We start from the raw sequence: 19,409 nt of genomic DNA, 5'->3' as shown, positions 1-19,409 counted from the left end.
ATATTTATAAGGGAACTGTTTGTCAAGCTCAAAGGTACGATCACCTATAACCACTCCACCACGGGTTTCTTCAATGTCTCGAAGCTCAAACCCGTGTGATCCATTTAAGAATTCTGGTGCTATATGCCAATAGTGTTCCGTGAGATACTTTATTAATTTCACCGAAGTGCCACTCTGATAATCAAGCACAATGGAACTCATCTCTTCCACTGGTACTTCTCCATAGAGCTTAACAGTATCGACCCTGCCTTTTGCTCCAATACAATAATTGCCTATGATATGGTAATCATCCATTTGAGATAAAACTCCTACTGGTATTAAGCCAATATCAGCTTCATCATTCAGTACCTTTTTGGCACAGGTAGCCGGATTATCATAAGTAATATGTGCGTTTTTTTGGAAAACCGGACTTGTTTCAATACCAATACGGAACGGCAAGGTGTTGGTATAAGATACGATGGATATATTTAGCTTCTTCTTCACAACTGAATAATCATTTGTTTTTAGATGCTGAACGGTGCTTTGTAAAAAAAATTATTTAACCGGAACACTTAAAACCTTCTTACCATCAAGATAAGCGGTAAGCACATCATCAACGTTTACAGGCCCCACTCCTTCGGGGGTACCAGTAAATATAAGATCTCCGATTTTGAGTGTAACAAATTGAGACACATATGCAATCAACTGATCTACAGGAAAAATCATATCTGAAGTATTACCTTTTTGGACCACTTCATCATTCTTTTTCAACATGAAATCGAGGTCATTGATTGATTTATAATCAGCTTTATCGAAAAACTTACTTATGGGCGCTGAGTGGTCGAAAGCTTTGGCCCTTTCCCATGGCAGCCCTTTTTCTTTAGCATTGGCCTGTACATCGCGTGCTGTAAAGTCAATTCCGAGGGCAATTTCATTGTAATATCGGTGTGCAAACTCTTTGGGAATGTGCTTGCCAACCCTGTTAATTTTTATCACTACCTCCAGTTCGTAGTGTAGGTTTTTTGTAAACTCCGGATAGTAAAAAGGTTGATTTTTGGTAAGGAGTGCGGTTTCCGGCTTCATAAAAAACACCGGTTCTTTTGGCACTTCACTTTTCATCTCCTTTGCATGGTTGATGTAGTTTCTTCCTATAGCTATAATCTTCATAAGTCGATATTTATTGCATCATTTTTCTGAGCTTAATTGCCGTTAATACACGTTTTGTGTATGATGGAAAGTCGCTGTTCAGAATCCATGAATAGTAACCGGGGTCTTTTTCGAAAACCTCCTCAACCGGCGTATTTTTATATTTTCCAAAATTAAAAACCTCCTCACCATCGTTATTATAGACAACGCGGCCAGCAAAATCTACATTACGATTTTGTGTAGAAAACTCAGCAAGCTGGTCTATATCGTTAATCACTGGCTGTGATATTTTCCCTGCTTTATCTTTAAAATCCACATCTTTGTACCGATCGAGCTGAGCTTTTAGCACTTCATAGGTTGCACGGGTATCTGCTTCTGCTGTATGTGCTTCTGTAAGGTCTTTCTGACAGTAAAATTTGTAAGCAGCCTCAAGTGTTCTTTGCTCCATTTTGTGGAAAATTGTCTGTACATCGATATGACGGACTTTCTTAAGATCGATATCCACATCGGCCCTTGCGAGCTCTTCGGCAAGCATAGGTATATCGAACTTATTGGAGTTAAAACCGCCCAAATCGCACCCTTCAATAAAAGCGGCAACTTTTTTAGCCACATCTTTAAAAAGAGGTTTATCAGCCACATCCTCATCTTTTATACCATGTATTTCAGTAGATTTTGGAGGGATAGGCATACCAGGGTTCACACGCTGGGTCCATGTTTCTTCACTCTGATCAGGGTGAATTTTAATGAAAGAGAATTCTATAATACGATCGTTTACAATGTCGATACCGGTTGTTTCAAGATCGAAAAAAACAATTGGTTTCTGAAGATTTAATTCCATATTACTCTGCTTCTAACTGAATTTTAAGGTCATATACTTTTTGTTCCAACAAATCGGGTACAAAGATATCACGTTTTGCTGGTTTATAACCATTAAATTCGGCCTGAAGTTGATAACTACCAGGAGGCAATGCCAGTAAAAACTGTTGTTTGCTGTTATTGTATTGATATTTACCAAATAATTCACCACTCTCCTTGTTTAATACTTTAATTTCGGGTTTATCCTTTACAGGAAGATCGATAATGGAATCATTGGCACTTACAAAAGTGCCTTTGTGGAGAAAAATATTAGCATCGGTTTGATTAAAAACCACACGATAAATATCCATACCTCCTTTACCTTCTTTGCGCACATCTGATACATAGGCATACCTATAATTACGCGACATTGCTATTGTGAGATTATCATAGGTATTGTTGACCGGGTACCCAAAGTTGCGTGGTGCGGCCCACTTGCCCGCATCAGCGTTTAAAGTTGTTTTAAAAACATCGAACCCACCCATACTGTTGGGGCCATTGGAACTGAAAAACATGGTTTTACCATCGGCCATTAAATGAGGAAAGTCTTCGTCATAGGGTGTATTTACAGGTTTGCCTAAATTTACAGGTTTGCCCCACCTGCCATTTGGCAAACGCATGGCCATCCAGAGGTCCAAACCACCCTCTCCGCCATCACGGTCAGAGGCAAAAATAAGTGTATCGCCCGTAAAACTTAAAGTAGCACCGCTCTCTACGGCACCTGTATTCACAGGCTCCCCAAGATCTTCGAGCCTGCTTATGCGATCACCATCTTTTTCGGCCACAAAAATGTCATCGAACGCTTCATATCGCCGCACCTTTACAAACAAATATTTATCATTGGCTGCAAGTCCTGATACAAATTCATCTTCCTGGGAATTAACAACACCAACTGTTTTGGGCCTGTCCCATTCTCCATTTTCATTCTCTGAAATAAAAATATTGTTAATGTGTATTTTGTAACGACTGTCATATTTTTCATCGGACGTATAAACCAAAGTCGATTCATCGGAAGGAATATAGGGTTGGTATTCGTTATTTTCAGTATTAATTTCTTCGTTCAGCAGATTAAAAGTAACATCAATTGGTTTAGCGATGAGTTCTTTGGCATTTTCGCATTGCTTAATACTTACCTTTGCTATTTTAATAAACTCATCGTCCTTCCCAACCTTTATATATTTTTTATAGTTCTTAATAGCCTTATCGAACTGAAGGTTAAAATGGTAGGCTTTTGCAAGATCGAACCACGCATATTCATCAAACTTCTCTTGTTTTACCACCCATTCAAGATGTGGGATAGCGGGTTTCCGGTCCATATTCTGACTAAGCATGCATATCGCCATATTATGCCGCAACTCGAGGTTTGTCGAATCTTTTTTATACGCTTTTTTGTAGTACTGGAGTGCGGTTTGGAAATTACCCTCATCGAAGAATGCATCGGCTTCCTTCAATGGATCCTGGGCATTTAAAAAAGCAGTAAAAAGGAGGGCAATTATTATAAACGCAAAATGTTTCATAAATCTCAGTTATAATGAGCAAATTGACCTTTATGGCCTTATGAAATAGGTCTCGGGTAAGATTTGATCTTCTCCGGTGTCGATAATCTTCATATCTTCAGTATACTTATAATCAGAACCGTCGATATAAATTTCAAGTGTGTACTCTCCAGGTGGAATGGTAGCAAAGAAAGTACCTCCTTCCTGGGCCTCGTAACGCGAATAGACATTGCCAAATTTATCGTAAAGTGTTACAAATACCTTATTGTATTCATCTGAATAGGGTACGGCATTATCTTCGGTTCCGACCATCAGCGAGCCAGATATAATGGTTGGCGTTGCATCCTGGTCTATGGTAACCTTGTAAATATCCATTTTGCCTAAACCTTCATTACGATTTGCTGCGATGTAACCAACTTTCCCATCCTCTTCAAAAGAAATTCCCATCTCGTCGTAAGGAGTATTAATGGGAACACCTAAAGTACGCACACCTGCCCAATTGTCTTCCTCCGCATTATAATTTGCCTGAAAAAGATCGTAACCACCAATACTTGCATGGCCTTTTGTTGAAAAATAGAGTGTTTGTTCATCCTGCGAGAATGATGGGAAGTTTTCGTCATATTCCGTATTGATGGCGGCTCCCAAATTTTCGGGCTCACCCCAATTGTCATCATCATCTTTAACAATTTTGTAAATATCGAAACCACCAAAACCGCCGGGTCTGTTACTGGCAAAATATATCACATTGCCTTCTTTGTTAATTGTTGCACCGTGTTCAAAGTCACGTGTATTAATCTTATCAGTTGGAAAATCCTTTTTTTCGCGTTCTATTCCACGTCGCTTAATATTTCCAAAAGAGATATCATGGGTTGAGAAATCACCGTTTGAATATATGGCAAAATTATCCCAATCGGGCGAAACACCCACAATCTCTTCATGCTCATAATTATTACCTTCCCAAAACTCTGCCTGCTCCCAACCATCGTTTTTCTGCTCGGTAGTATAGATGTCAGAAATATAAACCTCCAGTTCATCCACATAGCGATAATCTGAGCTAAATATCATTCGCTCACCCTCATCAATAACAAAAGGTCTGTAATCATTCATTGTAGAGTTTACAGTAGAATCTAACCTTTCGAAATCGACTTTAACAGGCACAGTGATAAATTGCAGTGCATTGTCGGCCATAGTAATTTTCCGGTCGGCCTGGGCCAGCAATTCATCGTTTAAACCACTAATTTTATATTCATAAAAAGCCTCTACAGCTTCAGTAAACCGATAGGCATACATGTACGACTCCCCCAGATAATAGTAAGCATCTGTTGGAAAATTATTGTGGCTAACTACATATTCCAAATGCGGAATGCCTCCTGTTTTGTTGTCGTTGGTTTTGGTATAACAGACACCAAGCCGGAAATTTATATTGATGTCATCTTTATTATTTTCGTATAATTTGAGGTAATTCTCAAGTGCAAACTCATAATCACCATTTTCGAAGCTGTTCTCTGCATATTTGCGAATCAATTCCATCTCAGGATCCTGCGCAGACAGACCGTTAACAAAAAGAAAGAGAATTACAGAAAAGAAATATATTATTCGCTTTTGCATTTGTTCTCAATTTAATTTTAAGCAAATTTATAAGTTTCCTGCCACAATATAAAAAAAAGCAGGTGGTTTTACCTGTTCTTTTGACAGATAGATAACAGTTTATGATGTAATAAAGTTTTTATGTGGGTATTATTAACCAATACACCTTTCACAATATGCAAATCTAATCAAATAAACACGAAAAAAACGTATCTACATTTATTTGATAAAAAATTAACAAAAAAACACTAAACCTTCTGCATTACAATATGTTTGTAAAAATAAAAGACAATGAAGTATTTTATACACATATTCGTTATTATGCTATTTGCTTTAAGCCTGAATGCCCAAAATACATGGAAGTTTTCTGACTTTAAAGCAGCGCACGTAAAGCAAAACGATACGGTATATGTGATTAACTTTTGGGCTACCTGGTGTGTGCCTTGCGTAAAGGAATTACCTGAATTTGAAAAAAGCATTAAATCCTATAACCAGAAACCTGTTAAATTTTACTTCCTCAGTCTGGATTTTGGCGATAATGCATGGAAAAAGGCCAACAATTACCTTGATAAAAGGTCGTTTAGCTTCGACAGCTTTTTAACCACCGACGATAATGCTAATGAATGGATTCCTATTGTGGATGAAAGTTGGTCGGGGGCCATACCCGCCACAGTGATTTACAAAGGGAATAAAAAAACTTTTCATGAAGGGAAAATAACATCAGCAGAATTAAATGAATATATCGATAAAATGTTAAACTAAAACCTAATTATTATGCGAACACTATTATTTGTTATCAGCATTTTTATATCCACGGCCCTCATGGCTGATGGTTATCAAATTGGCGATAAAGTCGATAATTTTAACCTCAAAAATATCGACGGTAAGATGGTCTCTCTGGATGAAATGCAAGACGTTAAAGGTGCAATTGTGATTTTTACATGTAATCACTGCCCCTATTCTATAGCCAATGAAGACCGAATTATTGAACTTGATAAAAAGTACAAAAAGAAAGGTTACCCGGTAATTGCCATTAACCCGAATGATCCGAAAATACAGCCAGAAGACTCATTTGATAAAATGAAAGTGCGTGCTAAAGAGAAAGGTTTTACATTCCCTTACCTTTTTGATGAGGAACAGACAGTTTACAAAAAATTTGGTGCCACTAAAACACCTCACGTTTTTGTTCTAAATAAAAAGGGAAATGAATTTGTACTGGAATATATTGGTGCAATTGATGACAGCCCGAGAAAAGCAGGAAAAGTGAATGATAAATACGTAGAGAAAGCAGTAGATGCATTGTTGGCCGGGAATGAACCACCATTGCGTGAAACCAAGGCTATTGGTTGTTCTATAAAGGATTAAACAAATTACTCATAATCAGCTGGAACAACACAAGCTGAAAATGTTTTTACATAATCAATTGATTTTTGAACAGGCGTGATAAACACTGTGTTTATTGCGCCTTTTCTGTTAAAAATGGCCAAAACCCCAAACCAATCCTAAATTCACATTATATATATCACCATTAAATTTTGTTGATTCAGCTTTATTCAAGAAATTATAAACAGCCTCAAACTTAATACTAACATAATGTTTTGCAGGCACGCGACCCATGTATCCGCCTTGATAGTTCCATTCACCCAACTTTACTTCTGCATGTAATCCGGGGCCATATTTGAAGGTATTGAACAAATAGATGTCGGGATCGTTGCCATCTTCCGGGTCAAAGCGCGTACTTTGGAGCCAAGCACCCCCTAAATTAAAGAATGGTGCCAGGTGAAACCTGTCGTTGCGCAAAATGAAATACCCACCTTTGATATCAACCTGACCATATGAAAAATTTTCACCTTTATTAAATTCAGTATCTACTCCTAAAAGTGGTTCAATAAATTCTTTTTTAAGGTCAAGCGTAGCAAAACCAACAAAAAGCGATGTATAAAGTTCCCTGTAATTCAAATCCATAGCCATAAAACCTCCCACACCCGATGGAAAATACCTTTCAAGCGATCCGGTGGTTGCCATAGCATGGGCACCTATGCTCCAACTCCAGGCTAAATATAAGGAAGGCCGCGGCAAATAAAGTGTCAGAAAATCGTTGTAAGCGCTATTTGAATATTGCCGCATAAACGCGCGGTACATTTCATCATAAGTTTCATCGGTCTGTTGCTGTTTTATTAAATGCAAAAACAAAGCAGCGACTTTTTGTCCCTGATCATCAATCTTTGAATTATTAAGGTTTTCCAATATTTGATCATTCCGATTAAGCACTATTTTATACAAAGGGTCAATTAAGGGGTAAGTTTCCGGATAGGTACTATTTTGAATAAAAACCTTGAAATTCTTCGCTTTATCAGCAAAAATGCTCCAGTTGCCCAAAATCATATTTATATAAAGCAACTCCTCATAATTAAAGGCATCGTAGGGCTTATTATCCATTTCCTTTCGCAGATACAGGTAAACTTCTCCTGCCTTATCGTAGTTATGTTCTCTTAAGCTATTAAGCAACAACCTGCGTCCGTTTTTAAGAACAATCTCTGAGCTGTCAACATATGACCTTATCTCTTCACCAATTTGACCATAAAGAGAAAAAGAGCCCAAAGAGCTCATTATAAATGCGGCAATAATAAGAAACTTAATTTTCAACATGTCTTTTAGATTAAATTCAAATTGTACGATTTTCGCTCAATTCTCAAAACTAGTGTTTTTTGCTGTTAAAGCAAGCTCAACAATGTTATTAAAGATATTATGAGGCTTCATCCGGCTACAGTGTAATATTCAATTCAATAATAATAATAAGAATGCCCAATGCGGTTAAACCGATATTCAGCATAAACAAAAAATTTTGTTTTTGGACTTTGTGGTAGCGCATTTTGATGCGCTTTGGAATTATAATAACTTCCAGAATAGGTAGTGCAAGTAAAAAGGCATACCCATAAAAGGTAGTCATTTTATACAGGTCATCCAATGCATTGCGAATTAAACCAAAAAAGAGGTAATCGAGCACTGCAGCCACAAATAAGAAGATGATCCCTATCAGCATACTGGCAGCAAACAGTTGTTTATCGGGATACCTGATTAAACACTGGTAAACAGCCACAACCCATAGCAATGGGGCAACAGTAAGCATTAATGTAATGCCCAGTGACTCGCTTATGCTCCATGGGAACCACAAAAGCAGGTTCGAAATCCAGTAAAAAGCAAAAGCAGTAAGAAAGCAATACAAAATCCATTTCAGTTTTTGATTCATATGTTTATAATTTTGATTTTCATATGTTTATAATTTTGATTTTAGTGGTCATTACTTGTCCCGATACCAATCGGGATGGAATCTCCTCTTTTTGACAGTAAGTATTTTACTGTAACTTCTCCGAATAATCATTTGCGTGTACTTCGACAAGCTCAGTATAAATGTGTTTAATGGTTAAACATGGAGGTTTCATAACCGTTTTCTTATATCATTTAAGAGCAATTTAATAAAACTTTATAGGTTTTAAGCAATAATATTGAGATTTATAAAACTAAAAACTTACTGCTACACCCAGCATGAATGCTGTGGTTAACGGGTATGGATTATCATCAATACCATTATAAACCTCGGGATCTAAACCGCTGTATTCGCTTATTAAAAATGGATCAAGTATATTGGAATAAACTTGCATATTCATTGATTTGGCAGTTGGAATATCAAAACTATAACTTAAGTGAATAGATTTAATTTTGATAAATGCTGCATTTTCAACATAATAGTCTGAAAAGAGCTGGGGATTATTAAAATGTATATCACTGTTTATTCTGTTCTGTAAAAAACCCATTGAATGATACATATCGTTATAGGCGGTGTAATTTGCATCAAGACCATTGTACACAGAATTTCCATAACGTGCCATACCAGTTATGCTTAGTTTAAATTGTTTGTAATTAAACTGTGTAGCAAAACCAAAAGTGTATTGTGGCTGGGCATTATTTCCCAGGTACCTATCATTGTAATCAATCACTCCATCATTGTTTTGATCAATGTACAGGTCTTCGATGGGAGTACCATCAGAATTGTAAACCTGTTCGTATAAATAAAAAACCTGCCCGGAGTGATTATTTGCATACAGCTGCGCATGACTACCAACTCCCCCCGGGATTAAACCAGTAGAATACCCAACGATATTATTATCGTGAATATCGTAAAATTTATTGCTATTAAAGGCTATATACCCGCCAAGTTGCCAACTGAATTCCTTTTGTTCTATGATTTTGGAGTTAAGCTCAATTTCAAAACCTTTGTTTTCACTTCTCCCTTTGTTGGTTAGAATAAAACTATTGGTATTTAAATTGTTCGGAACAAACATCCTCACATATAAATCGTGACGTGTTTTGTTATAAAAATCAACCTTACCTGTAAGCCTTTGTTTAAAAAAACCAAAATCAATGCCCAGATTTTTGTTTACCGATACCGGATAAGTTAAATCAATATCATATCGATCAATTCCGGACAAGTTATAATATGCATCGCTGCTTTCATCATATGAAAAATGCACCTTTAAATTAGAAATACGGTTAAACGACCGCATAAATGGTTCCTTATATATATCCCAGCCTACTGCAATTGCAGGAAATACAGCAATACTATTTTCCGTATTGTATATTGACACTGATGTGCGGTTCAATGCAAAATGCATTAGATATCGACTCCGGTAGCTGAACTTAAATTGTCCATAAAAAGCTTCATGTCCTTTTGTAACGCTATATTTTTCTATGTCACTATACCCCATATCATTATCATATGTGTCAGTTAACATATCCTCTGCAAATTGCTGAAAGCGAAAACCCGTGGAGACAGAAATATTAGTTTTTAATGATTCAAAGTATTTATCGTAATGTGCACCGATTTGGTACATTTCATTCTTATATTCATTTTCATACCTGCTATTTGTAGAATAATCGTACCATGCGGCATCTTTTGAGTTTATATACTTTCCAGATACCGATGTTTGATCTACACCGACCTGAAGATCTACAGAAAGTTCGGGTAAATTATGAACTTTATAATTAAGACCAAAATCAGTCAAATAGCGATTTACATCCCAATTATTATCAATCTGGTTTAGTAATGCAACAGGATTTGTAAGGGCAAATCGATTAAAACTACCGTCATTTGTTTCTGTTTGGTAATAACCACCATATTGGTCATTTTGACTATAAACGGGTTGGGTTGGATTAAAAGACAGGGCATTTTGAGCAGCACTCTCAGCGGGTAGCTGATTATCAGCAACCATACCTTTAACATTTATTCTTACCTTCAAATGATCATCAAAAAAAACAGGCCGAAACTGCGCTCCAAAAGTATTCCGGTTCAGAGCAGAACTATTGATAATATCATCTTGCTGCGTATAACCATAAAAAAGATTATAAGGCATACTACGTTGGTTTAAATTCCCATTTATTTTTAGAAAATGGTTGGTATTTACCCGGTTATCATAAATTTCATTTTGCCAGTCTGTACTTGTATTACCAAGCAAATTGAGGGCTTCCTGGTTATCAGCATAACGATCCTGTATAATGTTTCTAAATTTATTAGCTGAAAATGGTTTCATCTTATCTTTTATTGTCGAAAAGGAAACATTACCATCGTAATATATTTGAATTCCGCGCCGGGTCTCCTCTGAACCGGTGCGGATTTTCACAATACCATTTGCTGCCCTTGCGCCATACAGCGTGAGTTCAGGGCCCGCTTTTATAACCTCAATTTCTACGATATCGAGTGGATTGATAAAGTTTAAAAAGTTACGCATACCCATGGTTTTTGCATCATCAATCATAAAACCATCGATTATAAAAAGAGGAACACTTCTATTGAAAACACTACTAATGCCCCTCATCCTGAACTGGGTCCACATACCTGCCGGTCCCTGCTCGTTAGTTAGTTCAAGCCCGGGCACCATACCCTTGAATAACTGATCGGGAGACACATAAACACCTGGCTGAAACTCGCTCACTTTTAAAAGTTTGGCTGATCCTGCATTAAAATTCAAAAATGCCTTTTCTTGTATATCAAATTTACTTAGGGTATCGGGCTTGTAATTTTCGCTCTGCTGTGCCAGAGTCAATAACGGAAGTCCGATAGTTATGATGCTAAAAAAAGTAATTTAAAGCCAGAATTAATCATAAAACTATTTTTAGATAAAATAACAATACCCAAAAGTAGATTTAATAATTTTATTAAACAATAATTTACAAAATAACTCAAAAATTATCATGCAAGCGGTAAGCATATAGTAAATTGCACACCATCGCCCAAATTCTCAGCAGTTAAACTACCGTTATGCTCTTTTATAATCATGTACGAAATTGATAACCCAAGCCCGGTGCCCTCATCAGGGTTTTTAGTAGTAAAAAACGGATCGAAAATTTTGCCAATGTGTTCGTCATCTATTTTTGAGCCCGAATTAAAAACCTCAATAACAGCCTTACCATTAACTTTTTTCGTATTGATAGCAAGCTTTCTACCATCTCCCTCCTCGCGATTTAGTTCATAATACGCATTATTGAGAAGGTTAATGAGCACCTGATGGATTTTTTCAGGATAAATGGGTATAGGCTGATCCAATTCAAAGTTTTTTTCTACATGAATCCTGTTGGAAATATCTTTATGTATAAAAAGCAAGGTATTGTCGATAATGGTATGTATATCGGTTTTTTCTGTTTGGGCACCGGCCTTTCTGGAAAAAGAGGCGAGAGCTTTTACCACATTACTAATTCGCGATAACCCTGTAGAAATCATTTGCAGGGCTGAGGCGTAGCTTTCTTTTGTTTTCGAAGGTTCATTCTGGTTTATATCATTATCGATCTTTTCAAGCATGAATATCCCTCCTGAAATAAAATTAAGTGGATTGTTAATTTCGTGTGCGACACCTGAAGTTAACGACCCGATGGAAGCCATTTTTTCAGACTGAACTAATTGCTGCTGCCTGAGTTTAAGTTCTTTTATTGCCTCATCAAGATGTTTGGTTCGTTCCTCTGCCAGGGTTTCAAGATTCTCGGAGTATTTTCGCAACGATTGTCTGAAGCGGTCCTGCAATAAATACAGAGCTACTATGATTGAAGTGCTTAACATCTCGAACCGCAATGAAAAAAGCGTGCTTTTGTACAAAGCTATAAAACCTTTATCAAGATTGAAACCAACAAGATAACCGGTTAAATTCAACAATGGTATAATTAAAAAAATATAATAGGCAAACGTGTATATAAATCCAAACAATGACAACCCCACTGCCCCGGGTTCCTGTTTCTTTACATATTTAAAAACAAAGGATGTTACCAGAAGGGCTATAGCATGAAACAAGACTGTGGACAAATAGGAGGCCTCCGGAGGTGTATTAAGAGAACCAATAACACCAAGGCCTATGGCAAAAACAGGATTTATCATGTGATATGCGCCAAGGACCATTGGAATCTCCCGTAAATCTGAGAAAGCACCCTCAACACCTGGCACATAAAACTTTACAGAACCAAAAAGCAACGATAAAGCCCCAAATGCCAACATATTTACTATATCACGTCTTAATGGAGTAGCTACAAAGTATTTTAGAGAGCGCCTTTGCATATAGTGGGTTGAAATTTGAAAAATGTAAATTACAAAAAGAATTTAGGTTTACAAACCTAATAAGCTTTTGTTAACAACTATTTAAGCGGTTTAATTTGTGCTTAATTCCTTCCGGTAAAAAACTACTTCATGTATAAGCCTATGGATAAATGTAGTACATACCTTAAAATAAGGATAAAGTGCCAGTTAACAACTGAAGTTTATTTAAATAGTTCCCGGGAATGTGTTCTCAGGTACCAGCTCACCAGAAAAAACATACCCAAAAGTATAATGAGGAGGTTAAAAATGAAAGCTTCAAGGAAGAAACGCTGCCCCTGTAAATTAAAAAAATAAAATAAAGACAAACCGATGATTATAATTATGGTGCCCCCAACTAACTCCCATTCCCAGGCCAACAGCAAATATAAAAAAAGCATGAGCCAGGGCAGAGCATTGTGACTGTTCAATAAAGCTCCCTGAATGCCTCCGCCATATATTCGGGCACCAGAGCACAGGGAGAAAAAAAATATAAAAACACTAAGCAAGGCCATCCCATACCTGGCAATCCATCGAAAATAATTTGCAATTACAGTCTTATTGTTCATAAGCCTATTTGAAATCATATGTGCCTTTAACAAATGTACGAAAAAATAACTATCATGCAGGATATCAACAAATTAAAAGAGAAACTCATCTACATAAAGCGCAAATTGGACTAAGTATATGCAAATCCAACGACTTACAGAAAGCACACAATAACATTTTAGAAAAAACAGAAAGATAAAGGCGCGCTCCTGTGATGGAATTTGCATAAATACCGGAGATGTTTAAGAGGTTAATTTATCTTTGCGGCTGATATGATAAAAAGGAGTGCCACAAATAACATTTTTTTGCTCTACCTGATCAAATTTGCGAAATGGTTCATGCTGTTCATGCCCATTATCGTAATATTTTTTCAGGATAACGGGCTTGAAATGCGGCACATTTTTCTTCTAAAAGCCATTAACGCGGTAACGGTGGTGGTACTTGAGATACCCTCAGGCTACATGGCCGATGTGCTGGGCAGACGCAAAACATTAATTCTGGGTACCATACTCAATTTCGGAGGATTTGTGGCCTACTCGCTTGCTCATGGTTTTGGTGGTTTTGTAATAGCCGAGCTCATGATTGGTGTAAGCATGAGTTTCATCAGCGGTGCCGACTCAGCTATGCTTTTCGACACATTAAAAAACACAAAGCGCACGGGCGAATATGCCAAATTTGAGGGCCGCATTACCGCATTGGGCAACTTTTCAGAAGCTGCCGCAGGCATTGTGGGAGGTTTTTTAGCTGGTATTAGCCTTAGGCTGCCGTTTGAAATTCAGGCTGTAGTAGCTTTTATTGGTATACCAGCAGCGATCTTGCTTTGGGAACCAAAACTGAGCGCACATGTTCAAAAAGCATCCATGCTGGCCATATTCCGAACCATGCGATATGCACTCGTTGAAAATCCGATGCTAAGGACATACATCCTTTTTTCATCTTTTGCCGGCATGACCTCTCTTACCCTGGCCTGGTTCGTACAACCGTTTTTTAAATCCATTGACCTGCCACTTGAGTGGTTTGGTATTTTGTGGACTGCACTGAACCTATCTGTTGCCATAACTGCCATGCTGGCTTACAAGGCAGAAAAAGCTATTCCGGCCAACATCATTTTAATTTTCGTTGCTCTCTTTACCGGTGGTGGATTTATGCTATTAGGTTTTACTGCCGGGCTATGGGGCATTGCCGTACTTTTTGGTATTTACCTGGTGCGTGGTATGGCCACACCCATTTTAAAAGATTATATTAACCGCAACACAGAATCTCATATTCGGGCAACAGTGCTATCTGTAAGAAGTTTCATTATTCGTATTGGCTTTGCTGTAATTAGTCCTTTTTTGGGCTGGTATACCGACCATTACGACCTTCAGGATGCACTAAAGATAGCCGGAGCCATCTTTACAATTGGTATGCTGGTGGCTGCAGTGATGCACCGAAAATTTGAAAAAATACCCCAACAAGCTGATTTAACAGACTGATTTTTAACGTAAAAGCAATGTCACATGACACCGCTAAAGAGAGATGCTATGCCATTGTCACACTGATGAGGTTTTACAGACTAAATTTTTTTGAGATAAAACTTTCATGCGAGGAGCTTAAGCAAAACAAAAAACCTGGCATTGATCCACTTATACAACACCAGGCTTTTTTTAAGATATATTTTAAGAAATTTTATGTTACTAAAATGCCTTAGTTACAATAATCATTTCCGGCATTTCCGCTATAAGTCACGTTGTTTAAAATGAGGTCGATGGTTCCACCGCCTTCGGCTATACCACAACCGCCACTATTGTTGATCTCTACATTACTCAGGTTTAAATAAACATTAGATCCGGAGTACCCGAGGTTGATATTGGCAGGATTATCAAACCAATGCCCAACCGCTTCCTGACCGCCATCTGTTATTACGGCGTATTCAATACTGTTTGCTGTATTGTTGGTATTGAGGTAAATTCCATTCCAGGATCCCTGACCACTGCGACCTCTTATGGTCACTTGTTCACTGGAAGTACCCAGAACTTCAAATGAAGCATTATATTCATCTACCCAGAAACCATAGTTTTGTCCGAAACTAATGTCGCAACCTTCCATAATACGAAGCGCGCCTTCATCAGTTTCGCCTACATAAACCAGTTCGTTAATGTAGAAAGGTACGCCTGGATTTTCCCATACGTGTACATCCTGTCCGGTAATGTATCCACGTTCATATATGGAGTTGGAAAACACATAAATTTCATCACGATTTTCGCCACCATCGCTCATATTACCAGTATAGCTACTATTCATACCATCTAATTGAGCTACCTGATTAGCAGCAATATGCAACGGGTAATTTTGGTTGGCGGTAATGGTATTATTGGCAAAACCGGAGATATTTGAACTATTGTCTATAAACAATCCGTAACTACTGTTTTTTTGAATGGTAGAGTTTTTAAGCTCAAGTTTACCCTCATCTAAATGTATTGCCGCTGCACTTCCATCTGAATTACCGGCATATTCTACCAAACAATATTCCATGGCATTTCTGAGGTCATTGGATTTCATCTGAATTTGATTCCATGCACCTTCAGTCTTAAGCTCTCCGGTAAATTTTATAGAATCTGTTTCTGTTCCAATGGCTGAGATGTACCCTTGTGCATCGCCGTAATCCTGAATTTCAAATCCGGCTTCCTGTGCAAATTCAATAGTAACGCCCGGTTCAATAATCAAACCGGCATTAACTTCTATCATGCAGGGCACATAATAGTCGACTCCGTTAGATATGTTTTCTAAGGTTATATCTTCGTTTATATCAGAACACGAGAGCTCAATGGGGCCTGAAGCTGTTGCCGTAACGATGAGATTGTCTGTTTGACTTGTTTCATCTACCGATGCTGTAAGACTGATATTGTATTCACCCTCCACATCAGGAGTAAAAGTAGCGATTTCAGAAGTAATATCATTTATTACTGCACTGCTTCCGTTAGGTGCGGATGCAATTTCCCACACATAACTGAGTGTACCTGAAGTTGTGCTCGAACCAGAAGCATCAAGATTTACCTCCTGGTCGACTTCTGTTTGTATGTCATCTCCTGCATCAGCAACAATTTCAGGTGTTTCTGTGTCCGTCTCATCATTCTCGCATGAATTAAGAAAAAGTAAAACCGCAGCTAAAAAACTAAGGGTTAATACATGATACATCATCTTTCTTATTTTCATAATAATGTTTTTTAAATGAATAAATATTAATATAACAATTGAGGCATCTATTGCTTTAAAAGCAATTTATGCCTTTACATGTCTCTGCCAACAAGAAAGCTACCTTGTTGTTTAGAATGATTTTAATTAAAAAGTTAAGGAAATATTAATATCAACAAATGGATAGATGGCTGTTATAGTGCGCATTCGATTAAAAAAAACATTACTACCTTCAATCGAACAGGAGAGTATAAATTCTCAAGACTTAATTCCAGACGCAAAAAACTTTTTTTACATAAAATACAAAAAGAATAAAACGAGATTGATTTTGATGGTAATTTTATCGACACAATTCAATGCGCCGCATTTTGAATGATGACCGATTCATTGGAACCGACCTTATAAAAGGCAAACTACAAACCCAAGCCTTAATTTTTGCGTTTTACCAGAAATTTTTGAACATACTCACGGTTCTCAGTGCTGAGCCTGATTACATAAACACCTTCACCGAAAAAGGGTGTACTGATGGTTAATTGTTTTGATTTAATGCCCTTCTCTTGCTCAATGATCCTGCCTGAGATATCCATGACCTGATACCTAACAATGTGTCGTGGGGCAGAGATGTGCATCATTTCGCCCGATGTAACCGGATTAGGATAAACACGGACTTTACCTTGCGGCTCATCTTCAGGTAAGCCTACCATGGTTGTACAATCACTGAATTCCGGATGCAGATAAATTACCTCGCCATTCTTTTTAAAGCATGACATCCACAGTTGCCATGTTTCAATGGGGACCTCGGTTATAGGGTAAAGAAAACCAGCGAGGCTTCCCACTCCTTCAATCCACTGATGGTTCCAGTTTGTGCTGTATCTTTTATGATACGCTCCGTCGACCATCACTGAGTCAATGCCCTGAATTACCTGTGGCGCTGCATATGGGCCTGTATACACAGTATCACCCACATCTTTGGTAAAATCGTACAAAACAACGGTGGAGTCCGGTTCAAACATCCAATAATCCATTCCCCGGTAATAAACTATGCGGTTCTCTTCCCTGAAAGCTCCCATATAGGAATATGCAGAATCCTGGTCTTCGAAAATTTTAAAATATTTTTGGTCATCGATAACCGTATCGCCTTCTACAAAGTAGTGGTAATATGTCGTTTCAGGGGGCTCACCCAAAATTTCTCTTTCTGTCCAGCTTATATTTGCTGTGTCAAAGGGATAATAATCCTGGGCACTGGCATGCATAAGGACTCCAACCATCAAAATAAGTAGTAATGTTTTTTTCATAGCTATATTTTTAAGACAACCACATACAAATTTAGTCTATTTAAGAAACAAAAACAACAATCAATGTGTGCTTTACGATTAACCTATCGAGTTGCAAAAATTGTGAAATGTGAAAAGACTATTATGTTCGTAATGACCGATTTACTAAAATTAACCGGGATTTGTCATTAGGAATTTGAAAAATTTCTAATGGCATTAGGCGTAAGCCTATCGAGGTTAATCCCGGTTCAGGAAACCGAAAAGCAAAGCGATGAGCTCAAGAAGTTAATCTTACTTTTCGGTGAAACCGGAAAGTCTAGATTTTCTTAATCGAACCGGAGCGAGGCGTAGCTCACCGAAAGTAATTGTCATTTAGCTGAAACCTAATGACAATTTCGGGATTAATGGGTGTTTCGTGGTGTCAATATTATTCGTTTGGGACATTCTATTACCGTAATGTCATGCCTACTGACTTCATACAACTCAAAACTCACTCTCTATACTCAAACCTCACTTCTCTGCAATTACCAACATTTCGAAGTCGTCGGGTGTGAGTTTATCGTTACGGGAAAAGGCGCCCAACGTGGCTCCGTAAATGTCAATGGTACTATAGCCCAACGTTTTCAGTTGCCAGGTAATTTCGCTGGGAACATAATAACGTTCGTTAGATTCCAATGTTTTTTTATTGCCATCATCGTCTTCGAACTCGGTGATATTGCGATCGCGAAAGGTCATCAGATCAAAGTTGTTGCTATGGTATACCGCATTACCCTCCTTACTCTCTTCTGCTGTAAATTTCTCTATGGAGTTGAATAGCGGAAACAATCCGCTCAGGGTAGTAAAAATGAATTTTCCATGTGACTTCAGCGCTTCAGTTACGCTTTTAAGAATCTGAAAGTTCATTTCGTCGGTCTCCATTAATGGAAAACCACCCTCGCAAAGCATGATGGCTACATCGAATTCGTTTTTAAAAGAAATGTTTCGTGCATCTTGCTGGCGGAAGTCAACATTAAGATTTGCAGCCACTGCTTTTTCCCGGGCTTTTTTGAGTTGTCCTTCAGCAAGATCGATACCGGTTACCTGGTACCCTCTTTTGGTGAGTTCAATGGCATGTCGGCCTGTGCCGCAACCCACATCCAGTATTTTGAGGTTTTTGTTATTTTTAAGTTCGCGCTCTATAAAGTCGCACTCCCCTAAAGTGCCTTGTGTAAAGACCTCTTTATCGTATTTATTCGCATAATTTTCGAAAAGCGATACATACCATGGTTTTGTTGTCATGTGGCGAAATCTATGTGAGTTCAATATAATAATAAAAAACGATTTTCAGGAAAATTAGTCTGCTAAGATGGATGATTTCTTAACTATACAATATGTCAATTACTTAGATGATAAACAGCTCACAGTAGGGTTAAAAAGAAAGTACATAATCAACTTATTAATTTATCCGGAATGAGAATTTTTTAACATATTTTTACGTTATTACAGGAAAATCATTATTCATCATAAAATCCACTTACTATGAGAATTTTAATAGCTATTTTTATTCTTTACGCATCGGGACAATTATCTGGGCAAGATCATGATTTTAAAGCTCCTGATTATAAAAAAATTGAAAAAAACACCCACAAAAAATCCTCTGAATATTTTTATCCTACATTACTCGAGCGCTTTCACTCTTACGACTCCACATTAAAGCTAGACGATTACAGACATCTTTATTATGGTTACATTTTTCAG

17 protein-coding genes are annotated in these 19,409 nt (G+C 37.6%); 4 read left to right on the top strand and 13 right to left on the bottom strand.

The window, feature by feature from the left end; translation table 11 throughout:
• The 5 genes from VJ937_RS10560 to VJ937_RS10540 all read right to left on the bottom strand — a co-directional run.
• Positions 1–483 (bottom strand): MqnA/MqnD/SBP family protein (locus VJ937_RS10560; protein WP_324066872.1); only part of this gene is annotated, 483 nt, incomplete at its 3' end.
• A 51-nt stretch (positions 484–534) separates the two neighbouring features.
• Positions 535–1,146, bottom strand: a complete 612-nt coding sequence (locus VJ937_RS10555; protein ID WP_324066870.1) for a fumarylacetoacetate hydrolase family protein — start codon at positions 1,144–1,146, stop codon at positions 535–537.
• A 10-nt stretch (positions 1,147–1,156) separates the two neighbouring features.
• Positions 1,157–1,963, bottom strand: coding sequence for a 3'-5' exonuclease (locus VJ937_RS10550; protein ID WP_324066868.1), 807 nt, complete (start codon positions 1,961–1,963; stop codon positions 1,157–1,159).
• Position 1,964: 1 nt separating this feature from the next.
• A complete protein-coding gene (locus VJ937_RS10545; protein WP_324066867.1) occupies positions 1,965–3,497 on the bottom strand; it encodes a tetratricopeptide repeat protein in 1,533 nt (510 codons plus the stop codon).
• Between the two features lie 30 nt (positions 3,498–3,527).
• Positions 3,528–5,084 carry a hypothetical protein gene (locus tag VJ937_RS10540; protein WP_324066865.1) on the bottom strand — a complete coding sequence of 519 codons (1,557 nt, stop codon included), beginning with the start codon at positions 5,082–5,084 and terminating at the stop codon, positions 3,528–3,530.
• 270 nt (positions 5,085–5,354) lie between these two features.
• Here VJ937_RS10540 and VJ937_RS10535 point away from each other — a divergent pair, with 270 nt between their 5' ends.
• On the top strand, positions 5,355–5,825 hold the full coding sequence (locus tag VJ937_RS10535) for a TlpA disulfide reductase family protein (protein ID WP_324066863.1): 471 nt from the start codon (positions 5,355–5,357) through the stop codon (positions 5,823–5,825).
• A gap of 12 nt (positions 5,826–5,837) precedes the next feature.
• A complete protein-coding gene (locus VJ937_RS10530) occupies positions 5,838–6,428 on the top strand; it encodes a thioredoxin family protein (protein ID WP_324066861.1) in 591 nt (196 codons plus the stop codon).
• A 108-nt stretch (positions 6,429–6,536) separates the two neighbouring features.
• On the opposite strand, the gene VJ937_RS10525 is transcribed toward VJ937_RS10530, so the two are convergent.
• The 5 genes from VJ937_RS10525 to VJ937_RS10505 form a co-directional block, all read right to left on the bottom strand.
• Positions 6,537–7,712: a hypothetical protein gene (locus tag VJ937_RS10525; protein WP_324066859.1), complete on the bottom strand. Its 1,176-nt coding sequence runs from the start codon at positions 7,710–7,712 to the stop codon at positions 6,537–6,539.
• Between the two features lie 115 nt (positions 7,713–7,827).
• Complete coding sequence (locus VJ937_RS10520; RefSeq protein WP_324066857.1) at positions 7,828–8,313, bottom strand: hypothetical protein; 486 nt, start codon at positions 8,311–8,313, stop codon at positions 7,828–7,830.
• A 271-nt stretch (positions 8,314–8,584) separates the two neighbouring features.
• A complete protein-coding gene (locus VJ937_RS10515) occupies positions 8,585–11,089 on the bottom strand; it encodes a SusC/RagA family TonB-linked outer membrane protein (RefSeq protein WP_324066855.1) in 2,505 nt (834 codons plus the stop codon).
• Between the two features lie 221 nt (positions 11,090–11,310).
• Entirely contained in the window at positions 11,311–12,660 is a 1,350-nt protein-coding gene (locus VJ937_RS10510) for a sensor histidine kinase (RefSeq protein ID WP_324066853.1), read from the bottom strand.
• A gap of 200 nt (positions 12,661–12,860) precedes the next feature.
• Positions 12,861–13,244: a DUF7670 domain-containing protein gene (locus tag VJ937_RS10505; protein WP_324066851.1), complete on the bottom strand. Its 384-nt coding sequence runs from the start codon at positions 13,242–13,244 to the stop codon at positions 12,861–12,863.
• A 285-nt stretch (positions 13,245–13,529) separates the two neighbouring features.
• On the opposite strand from VJ937_RS10505, the gene VJ937_RS10500 reads away from it, so the two are divergent.
• Complete coding sequence (locus VJ937_RS10500) at positions 13,530–14,699, top strand: MFS transporter (RefSeq protein WP_324066848.1); 1,170 nt, start codon at positions 13,530–13,532, stop codon at positions 14,697–14,699.
• A gap of 211 nt (positions 14,700–14,910) precedes the next feature.
• On the opposite strand, the gene VJ937_RS10495 is transcribed toward VJ937_RS10500, so the two are convergent.
• The 3 genes from VJ937_RS10495 to VJ937_RS10485 form a co-directional block, all read right to left on the bottom strand.
• The gene (locus tag VJ937_RS10495) at positions 14,911–16,419 is read right to left on the bottom strand and encodes a hypothetical protein (RefSeq protein WP_324066847.1); all 1,509 of its coding nucleotides are present in this window, start codon (positions 16,417–16,419) and stop codon (positions 14,911–14,913) included.
• 407 nt (positions 16,420–16,826) lie between these two features.
• Positions 16,827–17,693 (bottom strand): T9SS type A sorting domain-containing protein, encoded by an 867-nt coding sequence (locus tag VJ937_RS10490; RefSeq protein ID WP_324066846.1) that lies wholly within the window; start codon positions 17,691–17,693, stop codon positions 16,827–16,829.
• A 489-nt stretch (positions 17,694–18,182) separates the two neighbouring features.
• Positions 18,183–18,950 carry a class I SAM-dependent methyltransferase gene (locus tag VJ937_RS10485; protein ID WP_324066845.1) on the bottom strand — a complete coding sequence of 256 codons (768 nt, stop codon included), beginning with the start codon at positions 18,948–18,950 and terminating at the stop codon, positions 18,183–18,185.
• A 240-nt stretch (positions 18,951–19,190) separates the two neighbouring features.
• On the opposite strand from VJ937_RS10485, the gene VJ937_RS10480 reads away from it, so the two are divergent.
• Positions 19,191–19,409: DUF4919 domain-containing protein (locus VJ937_RS10480; protein WP_324066844.1), on the top strand; the 219-nt coding region annotated here is incomplete at its 3' end.

It is taken from the genome of Salinivirga sp., assembly GCF_035268865.1.
Lineage (GTDB): Bacteria > Bacteroidota > Bacteroidia > Bacteroidales > Salinivirgaceae > Salinivirga.
This window is presented reverse-complemented; position numbering and strand designations above follow the sequence as displayed.